Genomic DNA, 18,303 nt, shown 5'->3' on the forward strand with positions numbered 1-18,303 from the left:
GAATTTTATAATGAAGAACGATACCAAACGAAATTAAACAGCCTAACACCGTTAGAATATCGGTACCAGGCTGCGGCATAGATTTTTATTTTTTTACTGTCCACTTGACAGGGCGCAGTTCACAGAGCATTTGTCCCACTTCCGTTCATCTTTCTTCATTTTCTGCCCATACTTTAAAATCTACCGCCGTCTCCAATTCCCGAAGAATCTTACTATCATGGAATGAAGTAGTCGCTTTAACCGTATAGTATCCCGGAGGAAAATCGCATCTATCTTTAAAATCCTCGATAAACTCCACATGTTGCTCATCCTCAAGTTCAAAAGAAAAGACTCCTTGCTTTAAATACTTCTCCCGATACGCCTCTCCTCCCGCAAGCTCTGTCTCAATTCCAATCTCCTGCACAGCAAACGGAACCACATAATCCCGCACCTGTTCCTTAATCTCAAATAATATCGCTGACGAAGCGTGCGTAATCTTAATCTCTCCTTTTCCGGTATAAGTAATCTCTCCATACAGTTCGATCTTTTCGCCTGCTTCATATTCCTCCTTAGCGCTTACAAGCTGGAATACAAAAGTATCCTCCACTGTTTCATCAAACGTTTGTTTAACTTTATAGTCCTTTACATCTTCATTCGTCACTTCATTTACCGCCCCACAGCCTGCGAGTATAAAAAGGAAGCAGAATAGCACAACTCTCACTTTCATCCAGCAAGCCCTCCTCTGTAAAAATAAAACACGCTACATAATAAGACGTTTACAAAGCGAATTAAGTTTCATTTCCCGCTGCGTTATATAGTAACCAACAACAAACATTTATGTTAAAGTAAGAAGAGATATCTTTTACAAGAAGAAAGGATTTTACAAATGAGTAAAACAGTAGTACTAGCTGAAAAACCTTCTGTCGGCCGTGACATCGCCCGTGTTCTCCAATGTAATAAAAAAGGTAACGGTTACCTGGAAGGTTCCAAATATATTGTAACTTGGGCCCTCGGTCATTTGATTACGCTCGCTGATCCGGAAGTGTATGATGATAAATATAAAACATGGAAACTCGACGATCTTCCAATGCTTCCACCCCATTTGAAATTAGTCGTCATTAAGAAAACTAGTAAACAATTTCAATCCGTTAAAAGCCAGTTGAACCGGAAAGATGTGAAAGACATTGTCGTTGCAACAGATCCAGATATATCTCTATAAATGTATATGTGCATAATAAATAATTCTATCCTTATTGGGATATTAGATAGGTATCTTGTGATAGCCTGATTTGCACATAAATAAAAAATGCACGTAAATCTAGATGGTTAATCTAATTATGTGCATTTTTTATTTTAATTCTAGACCCACTTTAAATCCTATTTATAAAAATGTTCTTTAACATTAATTTGTGTAGTTCGATATCCATATTTTGAGAATTTATATCTAATGTAAAGTGAAACCTGATTATCATGAGTCGACAAAATTATTTGCTGTCTTTCAAAGTCATTCCTTAATAGTTCCACGAAGGATGCCATGTTCATCTCGTCCATTGTTTGTACCGGGTCGTCGATAAGAAGAGTATTAATCCCACTGTTATTATATACTTTGTTTAATGCCAAGGTAAAAGCGAGTACTGTAGCAGTTAATTGCCCCGAACTAAAGCTATGTACTATATCATGATCTGTCTTTTGTGGTGGCACGAATCGTATTGCTTTAATCTTAGATTCTTTGCCCTCTTTGATTTGCTCATGAATAAAAACACCAATTCCACGTTGGTAATTTTGAATTATTTTACCGGTATAAATAAAGAAAGGAATTTCTATTTCTTTAATCATTTTTGAACGATAATTTTCTATTTTATTATTATAAATTTGTATAGCTCTATCAATTGCGTCAAACGCTTTTTTTATTACTTTATATTTCTCTTTTAGATCGTTATATTTTTGATACTGCAAATTTGATTGTAAAAAGTATAAATAGTTTAGATAAGCCTTTTTCAAATTAAACTTTGTAACATCGACTTCTGCTAGTAGCTCATCATTTTTCTCAAATGTGTTATTATATATATCTTTTAGTTCATCATACTTTTCGAAATCAAAGTCGCCTGTACTTTTTAAACTTTCCCTAAGTTTTTCTCTAACTAATTCAATTCTTGTCGGTAAATCATCAAAGGTTTTTAGCTCACTATATGCAATTTCTTCAATGTTAATAGATAAGCTATCGAAAAATTCCTTTGCTTTTGTTTTATTAAAACCTTTTTCAAATCTACTTCTTAAGATTTCGTATTTCTCACTATCAATTAAATTAATAGTAAACGTTTTTATATCTTCAATTAATTTGTCCATTACATTGGTATATAATTCATTAATAAGTTTTGAAGCCTCATTTGAAGCCTCATCTTGTTTTTCTTGAAATAGTTTAGTTTGAATAGATATTTGATTGGTTAATTCAACATTATCTTCCCATTCTTTTCCGCATAGTGGGCAAGAATCATTAGGAACCTCTTGAGCCATAATAAGCCTCTCAAAATTATTTTTTAATTGTTCTCTAGTATTAAGAAGACTAGTAATCATGGTGGACAGTTGATTGGAGTTTTTGTTTAAGTTCCTTATTATTGTTAATTTATCTTTTAACCCTTCCAGAGTTATCGGAAAATCAAAGTATTTATGAAGAACATTCCAATTGATATTTTGATTCAGAATATCCCGTTGTTCAATTAAGGTAAGATAATTATTTAATTTTTTCTTCAGTTCATGCTCTTTCCTGAATTCTTCCATTTTTTCGTAGAAGTGATAAAGCAGTAACGCATCCTTGATTCTCTCATCATTATTGATTAAAGCGTTAACGCTTTCATTAAAATACATAGCTTTAAATGAATCTATATTTCGAATCAAATATTCAAAGGCGTCTATTCGATTGAAATAGACATCCTTCTGGTTGAGGTCTAAGGGTTTAACATCAAGCTGATCCCACGTCTCTTTTTTACTTACTGTTTGTGGAAGAAGTCGGAAATACTCTACTTTATCTTGTTTTTTATTTACCGTATTGAAATCCAAATTCTTTTCTAATTGTTTTATTTCTGTGTCCATTGATCCCAAGTTTCTAGACATTTTATTCTTTGCTTTCACTAATTTCGTTCGCTCGTTCTCTTCCTTTTCAATATTGAAAAGCTTGCTAATCATCTTCATTCTATCGTCTTCATTACGCTTTAAAAAATGAGCACTTTCTTCTTGTTCAATATAGTTATACAATCCATAGGCGTTTTGAAAATCTTCTAATCCTAGAATTTCCTCAACTGATTCAATCTCATTATCCTTTGTTAATTTCTCGTCAATATTATTTAATAAATGTATAGTCGAAGGGAAGACATCAGGTCTTTTTTTAATTCTAGTTAATTCAATATGATTAATTTTTCTCCCTATAATTTTACTTTCTTGAGAATCCTCTTTATTGAGTTTAATTTTAATAATTATTGGGTTATACTGGTTTTTTGCGAATAAATAATCGTCATAACCTTTATTCCCATCAGTGATTTTGATATTCGCTATCCTTCTGATTTCTCCTGTTAAAACCAATTCAATGGCATCAAAAATTGATGTTTTTCCGAATCCGTTTGGTCCATCTAGGACAGTTAAATCCTTATCCTTTAAATCCAGATAGCACTTTTCAATAGATTTAAAGTTTTTAATATATATTTCTTTTATTTTATAGCCCATCCATATTAACCTCCAGTACGTTCAGGATTTCATTCCACTCTATATCTTCATCCCGCATTTCTAGAATCTTATTAACTATATTTTTATCTTCGGCAGTTATCTCACTCTCAATTTCTTTAGAAATGTTAGGAAGTTCCTCCTTATTAACTACCAACTTTAAAAATGGAAGTTTAATATATATTTTTGAAATTAAATCATAAAGTTTTGCATTAGCTGATTCGCCTATATCCCTATCTTCTTTAAAAGAACTAAATAACTGTTTATTAGTTATCATTGTATCTAATTGTTTAATAATATTTTCTTCCGAATTTAATTTTCCTTTCAATATATTACTTTGTTCAATGGTAAAGGGAAGCATATATTTCTTGAAATGAAAGGGATCTTCTTCAAAGTCGTAAATCTTTCGATTAAATTCATCAGTGTACTGTATAACTTTCCTCTCTACAACTAATAGTAGAGAAAGATTCTTATCCACACCGGGATACTCTTGAGTGTAAAGAATTTCATCTAGAATATCATCAAATATTCTTTCTAACTGTTTTAATTCCAATTTTTCTTCCTTTATAGCCATCGTTAAATAAAAATCGAACTTATCTCTTCTTATTCTCTTCGAGAAAAACGCTTGATAATACTCATTAGATCTAACAATCTGATTATCTATTTGGAATCCAGAATCAATAAATATTTTCCTTATAATCTCAATCACCCTAGAGTTCCTCCTTCAACTTTTCAATTTCCAAAAAGTAAATCTTTTTTAAGTCAGTTATAGTACTTTTACGGTCAATTTCTGTAATTACATCTGAACTCCTATCCGACTGAACCCTGGTAATATTTCCTTCGAAAACGTTATTAATAGAGCTATTGATATAGCCATCTATATCAAATAACATATTAAACATTTCATCATTTGTGTTGAGGTTTCTATAAATTTCTCTGCCTAATCTATTATGGGCATTTTTGCCTTTACTATTTATTGTTGAAAGGGCATAAAATTCTCTTCCTGCCTGAATAACGTAAGCAGAGTCAAGATCCGTGGTAACATTTATTTTTTTAGCAAATGAAATAAGAGCGTGTATAAAACTATCGCGTACCCCATCAGGCTGCATGATTCTTCTTAATTCACTAATGTTTATCTCTTTTTTACTTTCAGATATTAAATGAGGGGTTAATTTTCTACATAATAAATAGAAATCCTCTGGCGTGAATTCTTTCAAATTTTTTAAATGTGTCCTCCAAGTTTCATGAGACTCATCATCTTCAACCCCGTAGTCAATACAATACTCATTGAATGCATCAACAATCTCATGAATTAGCAAACTTGAGATTGTTTTGTTATCAAATCGGAAAACGCTCTCATTAAGTAGAATGTCAAGAAACGTCTCAAAACTTACAAGTACTTTTTGAGTCCCAAGCATCTTCAAATGATCTTTATGAATCATTTCTTCGATTAGATTTATGAAGTTTGAATACATGAAGTATTCGTTCTCAACAGTGGCACCAAGTTTTCGAAACTGTAGATCTGTACACTTTATGTAAAATTTCCTTATCTCATCTAGAATCATTTCTTTAATATCATTAATTTTTATAACACGTTCAAACTGAACTGGGCCTGAATTACACGATATTTTTAATTTCTTATAAAAGTCATCAAAATTATCGTCTTCAAATATCAACTGTTTATAAGTCGCCAACTCTTTCTTCTTGTTGGATACATTATAATTTTTTAGTCCTTTACGTAGTTCCTCTTTATCAAATGTTTTAATTTCCACAGCAGTATGCAAGTTTACTTCTTCTACAGTTGGATATTTTGCAAGCTTTCCTAAAAGGTTTATAGTAGCTTCATTATACGAACCAATAGTGTTAGTCTCCGGTTTTGCTTTGACTTGATGTAAAGAGACATGGTTACCGTCCTTAATAATTGAAAAGTCCTCCAGGTATTCTATCTCTAATTCATATTTTTTTATTTCTTCTACCCTTGGATAATAATGATTCAAATATTTTAAGACAGTGTATATTGCAACTTTACCTTGGTATATAAAGCCACTCCAGCTTGAAGATGCTTTATCAATATCGACTTCATCAATTGCATGGCTTTTAATATCTATGCTCACCTTAACGCCTCCTATTACTCCACTCTATTACTCTATGTTTTTTAATTCAAAGATTACTTATAATACCCTCATATACACTTTATCACAGTTAATTGAATGATTCATAAAACTTCTGTTACTAATAGAATTTGATGAAAAAAACAAAAAAGCCCTAAGTATAGGGCTTAAAACAATTACTTCTTCCACTTCGCTAGTGCATCTGCAAAAGGATTATTTTTAAATCCATCATCTTGTTTTTTGATATATTTATTAATTTCCTTTTTCGATACACGAGTATTTTGTGTTTTCTTCTTACGTTTCTGGAAAGTTTCAAGCTTTTCATTATGACCACAAACACATCTGAATGTTTGTCCTTTACCTTCTCCATATAGTTTCAATCGCTTTTTACAATTCGGGCAGCGTGCATTCGTATTTTTATAAATGTTTTTCTTATAATTACAAGACTGATCTTTACAACGTAACATTTTACCGTGTCGATTTTCTATTTCTAACATTAGTTCATCACAACGAGGACACTTTGTTCCTGTTATATTATCATGCTTAAATGTTGCTTCCATATTTTTAATTTGTTGTACAATGTCTTTAGTATATACTTTAATTTCCGTGATAAATTGTTCTTTTTTCAATTGCCCTTTTTCAATTTGGATAAGTTTTTTCTCCCATTCAGCAGTTAGTGCTGGGGATCTTAAATCCTCAGGAGCAAGCTCTAGTAATTGTTTGCCTGTTTTTGTTAAATAAAGGTACTTACCTCGTAACTCCATGTATTGACCATTAATAAGCTTTTCAATAATATCCGCACGAGTCGCAACTGTCCCAATTCCTCCAACGGCTTGAAGTGTTTTAGTGACTTGCTTTTTCACATTCTCCATATATTTTGTTGGATTTTCCATTGCTTTTAGTAAAGTGCCTTCTGTTAATCGTTCTGGTGGAGTTGTTTCACCTTCAGTCATTATACACGTAACATCTAATTTCTCTCCTTTTTGGAGCTCTTTTGCAACTTTTGTTTTCTTTTCCCCATAAATTTCTTTCCACCCAAGTTGTATGGTTGTATTTTCTTTTGTGGAAAACTTTTCACCTTGTACTTCCACAGTTACACGTGTTTCCTCATAGTCAAATGGATCTGATAATACTGCTAAAAAGCGCTTGACGACTAAATCATAAACCTTTCGTTCATTGCTTCCTAAAGCATCCAAATTCACTGGCTCTTCTGTAGGGATAATCGCATGGTGATCACTAACTTCCTTATCATTCACAACAGACTTAGGCAATTGAAACTTTTTGTGTATGATTTTCTTTGCATACGAAGCATATTCACCTACACCACATGCATCAATCCGGTCTTTTAGAGTTGGAATAATATCTGTAGTAATCACGCGTGAGTCCGTTCGCGGATATGTCAATACTTTATGTCGCTCATATAATTGTTGCATCGCACGTAAAGTCTGTTTCCCTGAGAAACCAAAAATACGATTTGCATCCCTTTGCAACTCTGTTAAATCATATAATTGAGGCGCAAATTGTTTCTTTTGCTTTTTCTCCACTATTTGTACAGTAGCTACTTTATCTTTTAGCTTTTGATGGAGTAGTTTTGCTTTTTCCTTTTTGAAAATCCGTGAATTGTTTTTTGCGTCATGCCATCCAAGTGTCATGCCATTTTTTGTTTTTAATTGTAGGCCATAATATTTTTTTGGACGGAAATTTCGAATTTCTTCTTCGCGTTTGGCGATGATTCCAAGTGTTGGTGTTTGTACACGTCCTGCAGATAATTGTGCATTAAATTTAGTTGTTAATGCCCTTGTAGCATTTAAACCAACATACCAATCTGCCTCCGCCCGTGCCACGGCTGCAGCATATAAGTTTTCATATTGTTTCCCTGGTTTTAAATTCTTAAATCCCTCACGAATGGCTTTGTCCGTTACAGAAGAAATCCAAAGTCGTTTAATAGGTTTATTTACTTTAGCATTTTCAATAATCCAACGAGCAACTAATTCTCCCTCACGTGCAGCATCTGTAGCAATAATTATATCCCTAACATCAGAACGATTTAATTGATTCTTAATTAAGTTGAATTGTTTGCTAGTTTTCTTTATAGTCGTTAGCTTTAACTTAGGGGGGATCATCGGTAGTTCGTCTAGTTTCCATGTTTTGTATTTGATATCGTAAGATTCCGGATCAGCAAGAGTAACTAAATGGCCAAGTGCCCAAGTTACGATATATTCATTACTTTCAAAATAACCATTACCTTTTTTATGACAGTTTAGAACCCGAGCAATATCTCTAGCAACGGATGGTTTTTCAGCTAATATAAGACTTTTTTTCATTACTATTTAAACATCCTTTCAGTGAACATCAGCAATAAGTATAGCATAGTTCACATCAGTAACACTTACTATGAGGATTTGATAGATACTGGCCTAAAATTATTCAAAGAACAAATGGAAGATCACAATGTATTATTCCAAAAAGATGATAAAGAAGTTTATATAAAAAAATGTTAGAAAGAATAATTGAAGAAAAGACAGTTAGTCCGTAATTAAGCTTGGAATTTATTAATCATTATGTTTTCTTATATAAAATTTTAAGTCCAGTTCCTCAATTTTATTAGCAATCACTACCCTACCTGAGTTATAGATATCGGAATAATATTCATCGTCTATAATGCTACTTATTAATTCTAACTTTCCCAAAAGCAGATATGTTTTCAGGATGTTAATTTCGTCATATTGATTTTTATAAAAATAGTCAACATTTTGTGCAAATTCCCTCGAAACTTTCCCAAACATTTTATCTAAATTACTTCTATCAATTTTAAAATCAAATATACTTTTGTTGTTCTTATAAAATCTTTGATCTTTAGATATCAGTTCTAAATTACTGTCTAGAATCTTTTTTAAATAATAGTAGTAAGCAACAACTTCTGAACCTCTTTTAAGTGAGGATATCGTATAGGAACTAAATTCTGTTTCATCAAAATAGTATAGGGCATTATAAAAGGTATATAGCTCTTCTATTTCACTTAACATGTCCACATTTAAATACAATTTTGCTTCATTGCTTTCTCTAAAGTATGTTTTCAATTGCTCTGGTATATTCGCTTTGTGAATAAGATCATTCAATTCTTCACTCAACATTATCACCTCAAACTTTTTTAATCTAATGTTATCATAAAACACAGTTTTTGTAGACTATAGTCCGTAGACTGTTCGTCACATTTCTTTGAAAATTGTACCTAAAAGGAATGTGAGATATTGCTATGGATATTGAAAGAGCTTTTGGTGAAGTATTGAGAAAAGAAAGGAAAAATAACTCCCTTTCTCAAGAAGAATTAGCACATTTTAGTGATTTAGACCGCACTTATATAAGTATGCTTGAGAGGGGCAAGAGGCAACCGAGTTTAAAAACAATATTTATGTTAGCATCAACATTAAACACACTGCCTAGTGAGATAATGGTTAAGGTAGAAAGTTTATTGAATAAAAAATATTAAGGTAAAGCATATAATAGTAGAAATAGAAGATTACTGTATTCCATTCTCTACTGTAGCTTTTGATCAAAATTCCCTGACAACCCTAAATTTTACGGTAAATAAAGAGAATCCATTTTGAAAAAAGATTGATCAAAATGGATTCTTCTCCAATAGATTTAAGTTTGGTTTTCATAAAAAAGATTGACTATTTCGGAAAGCGAGTCTTCAACTAAAGTACCATATAGTGGAATAGGAATGAGACTCTATTAGCCGTCTTTGTTGAGACATTATTTACGTACTCATTAGAAGCCCACGCTAGTACTACAGTAATTGGATTCTGCTAATACTTTTTATGCAACTGGCACCCAATATTCAGACCAGTAATTTTCCTTTAAATATTCTTTTCCATTTGACTCGTCTATAGTATCGATTAATTTCCTTAAAATAATAAATTGAGCTGCAACTGAGTTCACCGCGTTTAATAAGTTTCCTTTTGTGACATTTTTAATCCTATCGTGTTTAATAGCTTGGTAATCTTTCCACCACTTCAAATTAGCATAAGGTTTTGTTACATCAATATTTTCAAAAGGGAAAATTACAATGCTATCATCGTTTATAGTACTTATACCAGTAGCAAGACCGTAATCATTGCCTATATACTTTTTAATTATTCGGGCATAATCTTTCATTTTAAAATATTTACCTTCACTTTGAATACCATAATTATAGCAAAGCCGTTTAAACAATGAATCTAGTTCTGAACAAGATATCAATATAATAGATGCAAACTCATCAGAATAAGCATCTTTATTTTTATTAGAATGAGTTACATACTGATTAGTTTTTAATAACATTTTTTCAATGGACAGATAATATTGCCAGTGCATTTCAAATACAGATCTATTCAAAGGTATTATCCTTTCTACATTTAGTGGTACTTTATTCTACCATTAATTGCTGATAAAATTTTGTATCGCTTGATATAATTCTTTTTCAAGCTCCTAGAAACCTTGTCCTACTTGGATAACAATTGGACAACAAATAACGAATCTAGCTTTCGCAAAAACTCTGTTTATCGCGCTAATTTCCCTTTATTCTTTTGTAGTTGATAGTTATATCTAACTCACATTATTTCTTTATAATCAGTTTATGCATAAGAATGTAATCCAGCTAAAATCAAGTTAACCACGATTAGATTGAACAGAATAATACCAAAACCAATTACAGCGAGCCAGCCAGACTTTTCCCCATGCCAGCCTCTTGATAATCGTAAATGTAAGAAGGCAGCATAGAAAAACCAAGTGATGAGAGCCCATACCTCTTTCGGATCCCATCCCCAGAATCTGCCCCAGGCGATTTGAGCCCAGATAGCTGCAAAAACCAAACCGCCTAACGTAAAGATTGGAAAACCAATCGCAACCGACCGGTACATGATTTCATCTAGAAGATCTGCCTTAACCCCCCGTAATAATGGCTGTAGTGCCGCCCCTACCCGCTTTCTCAAAGTTAGTACCGTTAAACCATAGATAATGGTTCCAGTTATCACAGACCATATAACCGTATTAAACTTTCTTCCGGCGTCAGCTCCCTGCATCCATGCCGGTGCCTCAAACCAAGGCTCCCTTACGCCATCCGTTAGTAACTCCCCATTATTCGGAGCTGCAATTGGAGGCAGACGGTATTCCGTTTCTAAAATTTGGGTACCATCCTGGTATTCAAATGTTGCTTCGTAATCCATGATACTGAATATTGTGCTACTCACAATAAAACCAATAAAGAGGAAAATTGAGTATAAAACCAATTCAAGCCAAGTATTTTTCTTCGTGCGCTTTCTTTGGTCAATTTGCTTAATGAGATACATCAAACCGGCAACAAAGCTGATAAATAAGATTCCCTGACCTACCGCTACTGTTGAAACATGGATGTAAAGCCAGTTTGAATTGAGTGTTGGTACGAGTGGTGCCAATTCGGAAGGAAACATGCTTGCATAAGCAATCATTATCATAGCTAAAGGCAAAGCAAATAACCCTAGAAAACTGAGTCGATACATGAAATAGATAATAATGAATGCCAAGACCATTGCCATTCCAAGAAATGTAACAAATTCAAACATATTTCCGAGTGGTGCATGTCCACTTGCCATCCATCTAGTAATAAAATAACCTAATTGGGCTAAAAATCCGATTATCGTTATTGTGATGCCGATTTTACCTGCAATTTCTTTTCCATTCCTTTTACTACGCTTGTCGCGAATTGTTGCTCCAAAAAAAAGCGTCGCAATCAAATACAAAATAAAAGCAACAAAAAGCAGATTGCTACTGAGATTGACTAGATCCAACCAGAACACCCTCCTAAAAAGTTGGTGAGGCTAGAAAAACAGAAAGACTACTTGTCCAGCTCTTGCCTATCTTCCACCATCTTTATATTTGTTTTTTCAATCGCTTTCTCTATATCTTTTGAAAGGCCAAACCAGTTTTTATTCGTATGGGCTGCAAGCAACAGTCCATTATTTTTCGGATGAATCCAAACTCTACGGTGTTGCCAATACATTCCTTGAATCACACCTATCATAAATATTGCGGCGCCAAGTCCGAAGAAGATGAGTGTACGGTCCACTCGTAATGTTAACCCACTGACAAAATGGGTTTCAAAATCCTGTATTCCAATCTTATATTCGTTTTCTCCTGTGGCATCAACATTCCTGCCAATTCCTATGAAACTAACTTCCGGGGACGAAGATTCCGGCGGATATACTAAGAAAACAAAAGCCGGGTTTCTTGGAAAATTAGTTTCGGAAGCTGGTTCACCATCATCGTCTAAATAATAGTCAGGATAATACTGTTCCATCTCTATCCGAAAGCCATTGTCCAATATGTACTCTGATTCTGGTTCAAATAAATCAACGGTAAAGGAGTCGACTGCTGTGGCGTCTTCATCATCGGTTTCATGAATTTTGAAGGTCATGCTGCTAAACTCATTTGGTTGATAACCTGATTGATATAGCGTATATCCGTCAAACTTGGCAGGCTGATTCATTCGAATCGGATATTCCAAGATCTTTTCCAATTCTGATTCAGCACCAGGTAAGCCGGTATTTGTATCTTTATAAATAACAGCATCTGTTTGGAAATTGCTCTCAACCATCCCCGATTGTTCAATCGCATCTTTAAATCGTTCATCTTCCGGATTATGATAATCGACGTAAAATTTTTTATTTTCAATGTAGTATTCCCCTTTTGTTCCTGGAATAACGGTGGTTTCTCCTTCCCGCACCCAGACATATTCATCCGTAAACATGATTGGTGTTGAACGTAAAATTGCTGCCAATAGAATAATAATCAGACCAATATGGTTAACATATGGTCCCCATCTGGAAAACCTGCCCTTCTCAGCAAGAATGTGTCCATTTTGTTCTGTAATTTTATAGCGTTGTTTTCTTAAACGTTCTTTTACTTGTTCAATTTCTGTTTCGGATACTGCCTCTGTTTCACTGTACAAGCGCTGTCTGTTAAGAAATGTCTCGTGCCTTTTCGGCTTCTGAATCTTTAACGCTTTATACAACGGAATAAAACGGTCCAAACTACAAATGACCAATGAAACCCCGATTAATCCTAACAAGAGTAAATACCACCAAGAACTGTACATCTCATGAAATCCAAGTTCGTAGTAAATTTTTCCGATAATGCCGAATTGGGCTTCATAGTAAACCGCTGGATCTCTGGATTCAGCGTTCTGAGGTATAAACTGCTGTTGCGGAAAGAGTGTTCCAATCATGGAAGCAACTAGTGCAATTACAATTAGCCAAACTCCCACTTTGACAGAAGAGAAAAAGCTCCAAACTTTATCGATAATTGACTTTCGATAGGTTTGCGAACGACGTGCAGAGCCTTCATATCGCATATTCAATAATAGTTTCTTATCATTTCCATCAATATGCTGATTACCCTCAATCGGTTTTCCACATGCTTCACAAAGAACCGTTCCCTCCGGGTTTACATGTCCACATTCACATTTAATCTTATTCATTACATCCCCTCACGATCAGCAAATTTCTTTTTTCATTCCTGTGGTACAATATTCTGCAAGTACCCTTCAAGACTTTCCAGTGTTAATGCCCCACTCACATATTCCACAATTTCACCTTCAGAATTTATAAAAAATGTACTTGGAATTGGTCCTACTTTATAAAGGTCTCTAATTTCCCCTGTTGAGTCGTGGGGTATTGGAAATGTCAGATTATATTTATCTATAAACCGGTCTACAACCAGTTCTGTACTATCTAAGCTAACTGCAACAATTTCAACGCCCAGATCTTTATATTTGGGATAAAGTTCTTGCATATATGGCATCTCCGCTTCACACGGTTTACACCAAGTGGCCCAGAAGTTAAGCATAACTCCCTTTCCTTTTAAATCACTTAGCCGGATAGTTTCGGCCTCATTATTTTTATTAATCTGCGTTAATTGGAAATCGGGTGCCTGATCTCCTACTCGATAGACTGTATTATCCGCCTGCAGGTTGGAGACAATTGCAAATACAATTGCACCCAACAAAACTAATAAGATAACTGTCCTATAGATCAACCGGTTTCTTTTTTTATTTCTCTTTTTTTGTTTTTTCTGTTCCAAATTCACCTATTTTCACTCCTCAAATTTTTAAAAAAGGTTAGACACCTAAAATCCTGTAAATCCTCCAAACACAGGAATTAATAATTCAATAATCACTGTCATCCAATCAAAAAATAATACAATACCCATGATAATCATTAAAATACCACCAATTACCATGAAACGGTTTGCATGCTTTTTAAGAAATGTCATCCTATCAAGGAAAAATGACATGATTAAAAACGGAATGGAAAAACCTAAGACATAAAATGCCATATATAATAGTCCCATCCCCGGGTTTGCGACTCCCATTGCAATTACTCCTGCAAGAATTGGTCCAGTGCAAGGAGTCCAGCCGGCAGCAAAGCCCAGTCCAATTAAAACTGAACCCAGATACCCTGAAGGTCTCTTTCGGAATTGAACTTTTCTATCCTTCAGCAAAAAGTTAAAATTCAAGATGCCTGTAAGAACTAGCCCGAAGAACACCAATATAATCGCGCCAAGCTGTCTTAATAGATCCTGATATGCTAGAAAGAATTCTCCGATAAACGAGGTCGATAACCCAATTGCCAAAAAGATAATCGAAAACCCCAATAAAAAAAGAACGGTATGTATTAAAGCCTTTCTTCTTAAAATTCCACGATCGTTCTTCAATTCATCCACAGTCATTCCTGTAATATAGGAAAGAAATGCAGGATAAAGAGGAAGCGAGCAAGGAGATATGAATGATAGTAAACCAGCTCCAAATGCTAGTAATAGCGTAACTTCTCCCAAATAATATTCACCTACTTTTTTTATCATTATGCTTTAGTATAGGCAAACTTTGTGTAGAATTTGTGGAGTTCCAGGATAGTAACCAAACGTTCAAAAAGTGTCCAAAAATAGTTGAATTTATTAGGGATTTATAGCGCTTTGTTGTCTTAAATCCAACCCGTTTATAAACCTTCATAGATTCTACATAATTTCAGTCTAAAATGGATAAATAAAAGAGGTTAATAATAATACAGAAGAAAAACTATATAAATCGTTAATAGAGTATACGTATGGAGGAACAGTTATGGGAAAAAACTATTCTATAAGTGAAGAATCGCATCAAGAAAAAGTCAAAAATACTACTTGTATTTTATCGACAGAATACAAAATTACAATACCAAAATTAATTAGAGAGACATTAAATTTGGTAAATGGCGATGAAGTTATAATTAGCTTGATATCTAAAAAGCTAACTATACGGAAACTATACGAAGATACAGCGGAAAATAAAATGGTTTTAAACGATAGAGGTGCTGTACAGATACCTCAAGAATTTATAAAACTTCAATCTTTAGAAAAGGGGGATGTTTTTAATGTTTACTTGGCTGACAGTAGTATTATCTTAAGGAAAAAGACAAATGATTGATGCTAGGCGTCTCTAGAATCTGAATAGCAACCACATTAAAAAGGAGTGCGGCAGCCTTTTTTAACTATTGTCGAAAATATTATCTAAAATAATAGATATTTGTTGACAGATTTTCTATCCAGATTTCAACCATAGGACTGATAGCGTTTATTCATCAAAAGGTTTCACTAATATGTCATACTTCTATTTATGAAAAGAGAGTATAATGAAATCATTCAAACGAATGTTTGATGGTAAAATAAAAATCACCTACGACTAGTAAGGTATAAGGAGGAGCCATAGATGAGAAATATTAAAGTAATCCTTGCCCTAATTCTTGTCATTTTTCTTGCTGCATGCGGAGGAAAAGAAATTGAGACGAACATGTCGGAAGAAGTAGCCGATTTTGAATTTATGACACAAGATTATGAAAAGTTAGGCTTAAAAGATTTAGAAGGTGAATGGTGGGTTGCTGATTTTGTTTTTACAAAATGTGTAACCGTATGCCTGCCCATGACCACGAATATGTCTCAGTTACAGGATTTACTAGTTGAAGAAGGTCTGAATGATGTTCATTTAGTATCTTTCACAGTAGACCCTGAGAATGATACTCCGGAAGTATTGAAAAATTATGCAGAATCATATGATGCAGATTTAAGCAAATGGAGTTTTTTGACAGGCTATGATTTTGAAACCATCAAAGAACTTTCCGTAGGATCCTTTCGCTCTGAGTTAGAGGAAAACCCTGGAACAGATCAAATAACACATGGTGTTCGGTTCTTTCTAGTTAGTCCTGATGGAGAAGTTATAAAAAACTATTATGGAATTGATATGAAAGAGGTTGAAACCATAGTCGATGACTTAAAGAAAGTTTTATAAAGCTAAGGGAGTTCATATTAATGTCAAAAACTAAATTAATCGTTTTTATTGGTACGTTAATTGTTGTGTTAGTTATTGCCAGCTTGTTTATACCTAAAGAAACAAAGCCATCTCCTGATACGAGAATAATTCTAGAGCATACCTATAAAACCTATATTGCACCTGGTCCCGGGTGTTTTGAAGGATCCAACCCAACACCGACTAACTATCTGCAAGATTCAAGACTGGAAGAAGCGCTAAGATTAAATTATAAACCACATGATTCTTGTACTGAAGAAGCCCTAGAAAGTGAGAAGGATTCACTACTTATTAGTTTATTAAAGGACATTGGAGTTTTAAAGAAAAAGTGGGATAATTGGTGAGTTTGCAATTTCCTATTTATATCTTAAGAAAATGGAGGATTATATATTTATGAAAAAGACATTTATCTATTTATTGGCATTGATTCTTCTCACCCTTACAGCATGTAGTGGAAACGAAGAGGAAAGAGTTGAAGATACTGATGAATTAAAGAGTTTGGAGGTTGATTTTGAAATTCCTGAAACGGCTAAAGCAGGCGAGAAAATCCTACTAAAAGCAACTGTTACATATGGTGATGAAAAAGTAAAAGATGCTGATGATGTCAGTTTTGAATATTGGGAAGAAGATAAGGAAGACGATAGCATAATAATTGAGTCAATAAATAATGGTGACGGAACATATACAGCAGAAATAGCATTGGAAAATGAAGGAGATTTTTCAATATATGCACATACAACAGCAAGAGGCTTGCATACTATGCCCTTAAAGTCCATAACAGTTGACTAATGTGGAAGATTTCTTGTGAATGCAACAATATTCCATAAGCACCTTATCCCCTGTGGAATACTCTTGTATAATAACTGAGTAGAGCAGGAGAGTGGAACGAGATAGAGAGATTGACTTCCTATCCCCAAATTTTTGGTTTTCCACCTTTCCGATTCAGTCTTAAGACAATTCTCCTTTCCTGCTCAACTCATTAAACCGTAAGCCAGACTGCCAACAATTAACTTTGAGTAGAGTTTCAAGTCAAGTATTAATGTCATTTTAAAACATTGGCTGTATTAATGAAACTCAAATTATTAATAATGATATGTTTTGACGACGTTTTTTTGTAAAAACCTAGTACTGTTCACTTAGCTCATCGTGTATGAGTTTAATGTTATACTTCAAAAACTTAATATAAGTGTCCACCTCTTCTCCCGACTGACCAATTTCATCGGAATAAATCGGTTTCTCAGAAATAGGAATGTCACTTTCATTAGAAACTGTTTCCATTGGACGCCTGTCTACGTTGGACTCAATGAAAAGAACAGGAACTTTGTGTTCCTCAAGATAGCCGACAAGCGATTTAATTTGTTCAGGTGAACCGTTTTCCTCCGTATCAATTTCCCAGATGAAAGCTTCTTCTAAACCATAACGTGAAGCCATATACTGGAATGCTCTTTCGCTGGTTACAAGAATACGGTTTTCATCCGGAATGTCTTTAATTTTATCTTCGTATTCTTGAACCACCCCTTCTAACCTACTTATATATTCATCCCCTCTTTTCTTATAATAATCGGTGCGTTCGGGATCCACTTCCACAAAAGCATCACGCATGTCTTCAGCCATTTTGATTCCTACAGCCGGGTCAATAAATGCATGCGGATTAATTTCTTCTTCTGTTCCTTCTTCACCGCTTAAATACATTGGCTCTACACGATTCGTTAAATTGAATACATTTTCTTCCTTCTGACCAACTGAATCAATCATTCTATAAAACCAGCCATTTTTACCTCCTTCAAGGTTTAAACCGTTATAAAAGAGCACATCAGCATCAGTTGCTTTTTTGATATCCTCTGGAAGAGGTTCATATTCGTGAGGATCTGTTCCAGTTGGTACAAGGTTGTGTACGTCAACGGCATCACCACCAATTTCCCTTGCCATATCAGCGATAATCGTGAACGATGTGACAACTTGTAACGATTCGTTCTCACTTCTTGTATTGTTTGTTCCATCTCCCAAATCATTATTTGTCGTTCCACAGGCGGCGAGAACAAACATTGCCATACTTGCAAGAACCCATTTCCATACAATCTTCATTATCTCTATACTCCTTTATTGATATAATAATATTATTCATTCACCGACAAAAAGAGTGACCAA

17 protein-coding genes and 1 pseudogene are annotated in these 18,303 nt (G+C 34.0%); 6 read left to right on the top strand and 12 right to left on the bottom strand.

The annotated features are described in order from the left end of the window. Nucleotides 1–145 precede the first annotated feature (145 nt). Entirely contained in the window at nt 146–706 is a 561-nt protein-coding gene (locus tag LZD48_RS17325; RefSeq protein WP_235763961.1) for a hypothetical protein, read from the bottom strand. 159 nt (nt 707–865) lie between these two features. Here LZD48_RS17325 and LZD48_RS17330 point away from each other — a divergent pair. Next, nucleotides 866–1,180 (top strand): annotated as a pseudogene (locus LZD48_RS17330) (toprim domain-containing protein); the annotation flags it as partial. A gap of 176 nt (nt 1,181–1,356) precedes the next feature. Here the strand turns inward: LZD48_RS17330 and LZD48_RS17335 are convergent. From LZD48_RS17335 to LZD48_RS17355, 5 genes are all read right to left on the bottom strand, one after another. Next, complete coding sequence (locus LZD48_RS17335) at nt 1,357–3,696, bottom strand: AAA family ATPase (protein ID WP_235763962.1); 2,340 nt, start codon at nt 3,694–3,696, stop codon at nt 1,357–1,359. Then, nucleotides 3,686–4,402, bottom strand: a complete 717-nt coding sequence (locus LZD48_RS17340) for an ABC-three component system middle component 1 (protein ID WP_235763963.1) — start codon at nt 4,400–4,402, stop codon at nt 3,686–3,688. Before LZD48_RS17340 ends, LZD48_RS17335 begins: the two co-directional genes overlap by 11 nt. 1 nt (nt 4,403) lies before the next feature. Beyond that, the gene (locus tag LZD48_RS17345) at nt 4,404–5,807 is read right to left on the bottom strand and encodes an ABC-three component system protein (RefSeq protein ID WP_235763964.1); all 1,404 of its coding nucleotides are present in this window, start codon (nt 5,805–5,807) and stop codon (nt 4,404–4,406) included. A gap of 173 nt (nt 5,808–5,980) precedes the next feature. Then, complete coding sequence (locus tag LZD48_RS17350; protein WP_235763965.1) at nt 5,981–8,128, bottom strand: DNA topoisomerase III; 2,148 nt, start codon at nt 8,126–8,128, stop codon at nt 5,981–5,983. A 228-nt stretch (nt 8,129–8,356) separates the two neighbouring features. Continuing rightward, on the bottom strand, nt 8,357–8,935 hold the full coding sequence (locus LZD48_RS17355; protein WP_235763966.1) for a hypothetical protein: 579 nt from the start codon (nt 8,933–8,935) through the stop codon (nt 8,357–8,359). A gap of 125 nt (nt 8,936–9,060) precedes the next feature. Here LZD48_RS17355 and LZD48_RS17360 point away from each other — a divergent pair, with 125 nt between their 5' ends. Then, nucleotides 9,061–9,294 (top strand): helix-turn-helix domain-containing protein, encoded by a 234-nt coding sequence (locus tag LZD48_RS17360; protein ID WP_235763967.1) that lies wholly within the window; start codon nt 9,061–9,063, stop codon nt 9,292–9,294. A gap of 329 nt (nt 9,295–9,623) precedes the next feature. On the opposite strand, the gene LZD48_RS17365 is transcribed toward LZD48_RS17360, so the two are convergent. The 5 genes from LZD48_RS17365 to LZD48_RS17385 form a co-directional block, all read right to left on the bottom strand. After that, a complete protein-coding gene (locus LZD48_RS17365) occupies nt 9,624–10,181 on the bottom strand; it encodes a hypothetical protein (RefSeq protein WP_235763968.1) in 558 nt (185 codons plus the stop codon). A 239-nt stretch (nt 10,182–10,420) separates the two neighbouring features. Continuing rightward, nucleotides 10,421–11,611 carry a c-type cytochrome biogenesis protein CcsB gene (ccsB, locus tag LZD48_RS17370; RefSeq protein ID WP_235763969.1) on the bottom strand — a complete coding sequence of 397 codons (1,191 nt, stop codon included), beginning with the start codon at nt 11,609–11,611 and terminating at the stop codon, nt 10,421–10,423. A gap of 47 nt (nt 11,612–11,658) precedes the next feature. Further along, the gene (resB, locus tag LZD48_RS17375; RefSeq protein WP_235763970.1) at nt 11,659–13,299 is read right to left on the bottom strand and encodes a cytochrome c biogenesis protein ResB; all 1,641 of its coding nucleotides are present in this window, start codon (nt 13,297–13,299) and stop codon (nt 11,659–11,661) included. A 32-nt stretch (nt 13,300–13,331) separates the two neighbouring features. Next, nucleotides 13,332–13,907: a thiol-disulfide oxidoreductase ResA gene (gene resA / locus LZD48_RS17380; protein WP_235763971.1), complete on the bottom strand. Its 576-nt coding sequence runs from the start codon at nt 13,905–13,907 to the stop codon at nt 13,332–13,334. 39 nt (nt 13,908–13,946) lie between these two features. Continuing rightward, nucleotides 13,947–14,654: a cytochrome c biogenesis CcdA family protein gene (locus LZD48_RS17385; RefSeq protein WP_235763972.1), complete on the bottom strand. Its 708-nt coding sequence runs from the start codon at nt 14,652–14,654 to the stop codon at nt 13,947–13,949. Nucleotides 14,655–14,937: 283 nt separating this feature from the next. Here LZD48_RS17385 and LZD48_RS17390 point away from each other — a divergent pair, with 283 nt between their 5' ends. The 4 genes from LZD48_RS17390 to LZD48_RS17405 all read left to right on the top strand — a co-directional run bounded on the left by LZD48_RS17390 (nt 14,938) and on the right by LZD48_RS17405 (nt 16,944). Beyond that, nucleotides 14,938–15,279, top strand: a complete 342-nt coding sequence (locus tag LZD48_RS17390; protein WP_235763973.1) for an AbrB/MazE/SpoVT family DNA-binding domain-containing protein — start codon at nt 14,938–14,940, stop codon at nt 15,277–15,279. A 282-nt stretch (nt 15,280–15,561) separates the two neighbouring features. Beyond that, nucleotides 15,562–16,137: an SCO family protein gene (locus tag LZD48_RS17395; protein WP_235763974.1), complete on the top strand. Its 576-nt coding sequence runs from the start codon at nt 15,562–15,564 to the stop codon at nt 16,135–16,137. Nucleotides 16,138–16,157: 20 nt separating this feature from the next. After that, the gene (locus LZD48_RS17400) at nt 16,158–16,499 is read left to right on the top strand and encodes a hypothetical protein (RefSeq protein WP_235763975.1); all 342 of its coding nucleotides are present in this window, start codon (nt 16,158–16,160) and stop codon (nt 16,497–16,499) included. 49 nt (nt 16,500–16,548) lie between these two features. After that, entirely contained in the window at nt 16,549–16,944 is a 396-nt protein-coding gene (locus LZD48_RS17405; RefSeq protein ID WP_235763976.1) for a FixH family protein, read from the top strand. Between the two features lie 333 nt (nt 16,945–17,277). On the opposite strand, the gene LZD48_RS17410 is transcribed toward LZD48_RS17405, so the two are convergent. Further along, complete coding sequence (locus LZD48_RS17410; RefSeq protein ID WP_235763977.1) at nt 17,278–18,240, bottom strand: metal ABC transporter solute-binding protein, Zn/Mn family; 963 nt, start codon at nt 18,238–18,240, stop codon at nt 17,278–17,280. Nucleotides 18,241–18,303: the final 63 nt, after the last annotated feature.

Origin of the sequence: Oceanobacillus alkalisoli, assembly GCF_021556485.1 — a bacterium.
GTDB classification, from domain to species: Bacteria; Bacillota; Bacilli; order Bacillales; family Amphibacillaceae; genus Oceanobacillus; species Oceanobacillus alkalisoli.

Bases quoted from the DNA above. Each gene is read 5' to 3' on its own strand.
- LZD48_RS17405 (WP_235763976.1), top strand. From the start codon at position 16,549: ATGAAAAAGACATTTATCTATTTATTGGCATTGATTCTTCTCACCCTT.
- LZD48_RS17390 (WP_235763973.1), top strand. From the start codon at position 14,938: ATGGGAAAAAACTATTCTATAAGTGAAGAATCGCATCAAGAAAAAGTC.
- LZD48_RS17350 (WP_235763965.1), bottom strand. From the start codon at position 8,128: ATGAAAAAAAGTCTTATATTAGCTGAAAAACCATCCGTTGCTAGAGAT.
- LZD48_RS17400 (WP_235763975.1), top strand. From the start codon at position 16,158: ATGTCAAAAACTAAATTAATCGTTTTTATTGGTACGTTAATTGTTGTG.
- resB (WP_235763970.1), bottom strand. From the start codon at position 13,299: ATGAATAAGATTAAATGTGAATGTGGACATGTAAACCCGGAGGGAACG.
- LZD48_RS17395 (WP_235763974.1), top strand. From the start codon at position 15,562: ATGAGAAATATTAAAGTAATCCTTGCCCTAATTCTTGTCATTTTTCTT.
- LZD48_RS17335 (WP_235763962.1), bottom strand. From the start codon at position 3,696: ATGGGCTATAAAATAAAAGAAATATATATTAAAAACTTTAAATCTATT.
- LZD48_RS17325 (WP_235763961.1), bottom strand. From the start codon at position 706: ATGAAAGTGAGAGTTGTGCTATTCTGCTTCCTTTTTATACTCGCAGGC.
- LZD48_RS17360 (WP_235763967.1), top strand. From the start codon at position 9,061: ATGGATATTGAAAGAGCTTTTGGTGAAGTATTGAGAAAAGAAAGGAAA.
- LZD48_RS17410 (WP_235763977.1), bottom strand. From the start codon at position 18,240: ATGAAGATTGTATGGAAATGGGTTCTTGCAAGTATGGCAATGTTTGTT.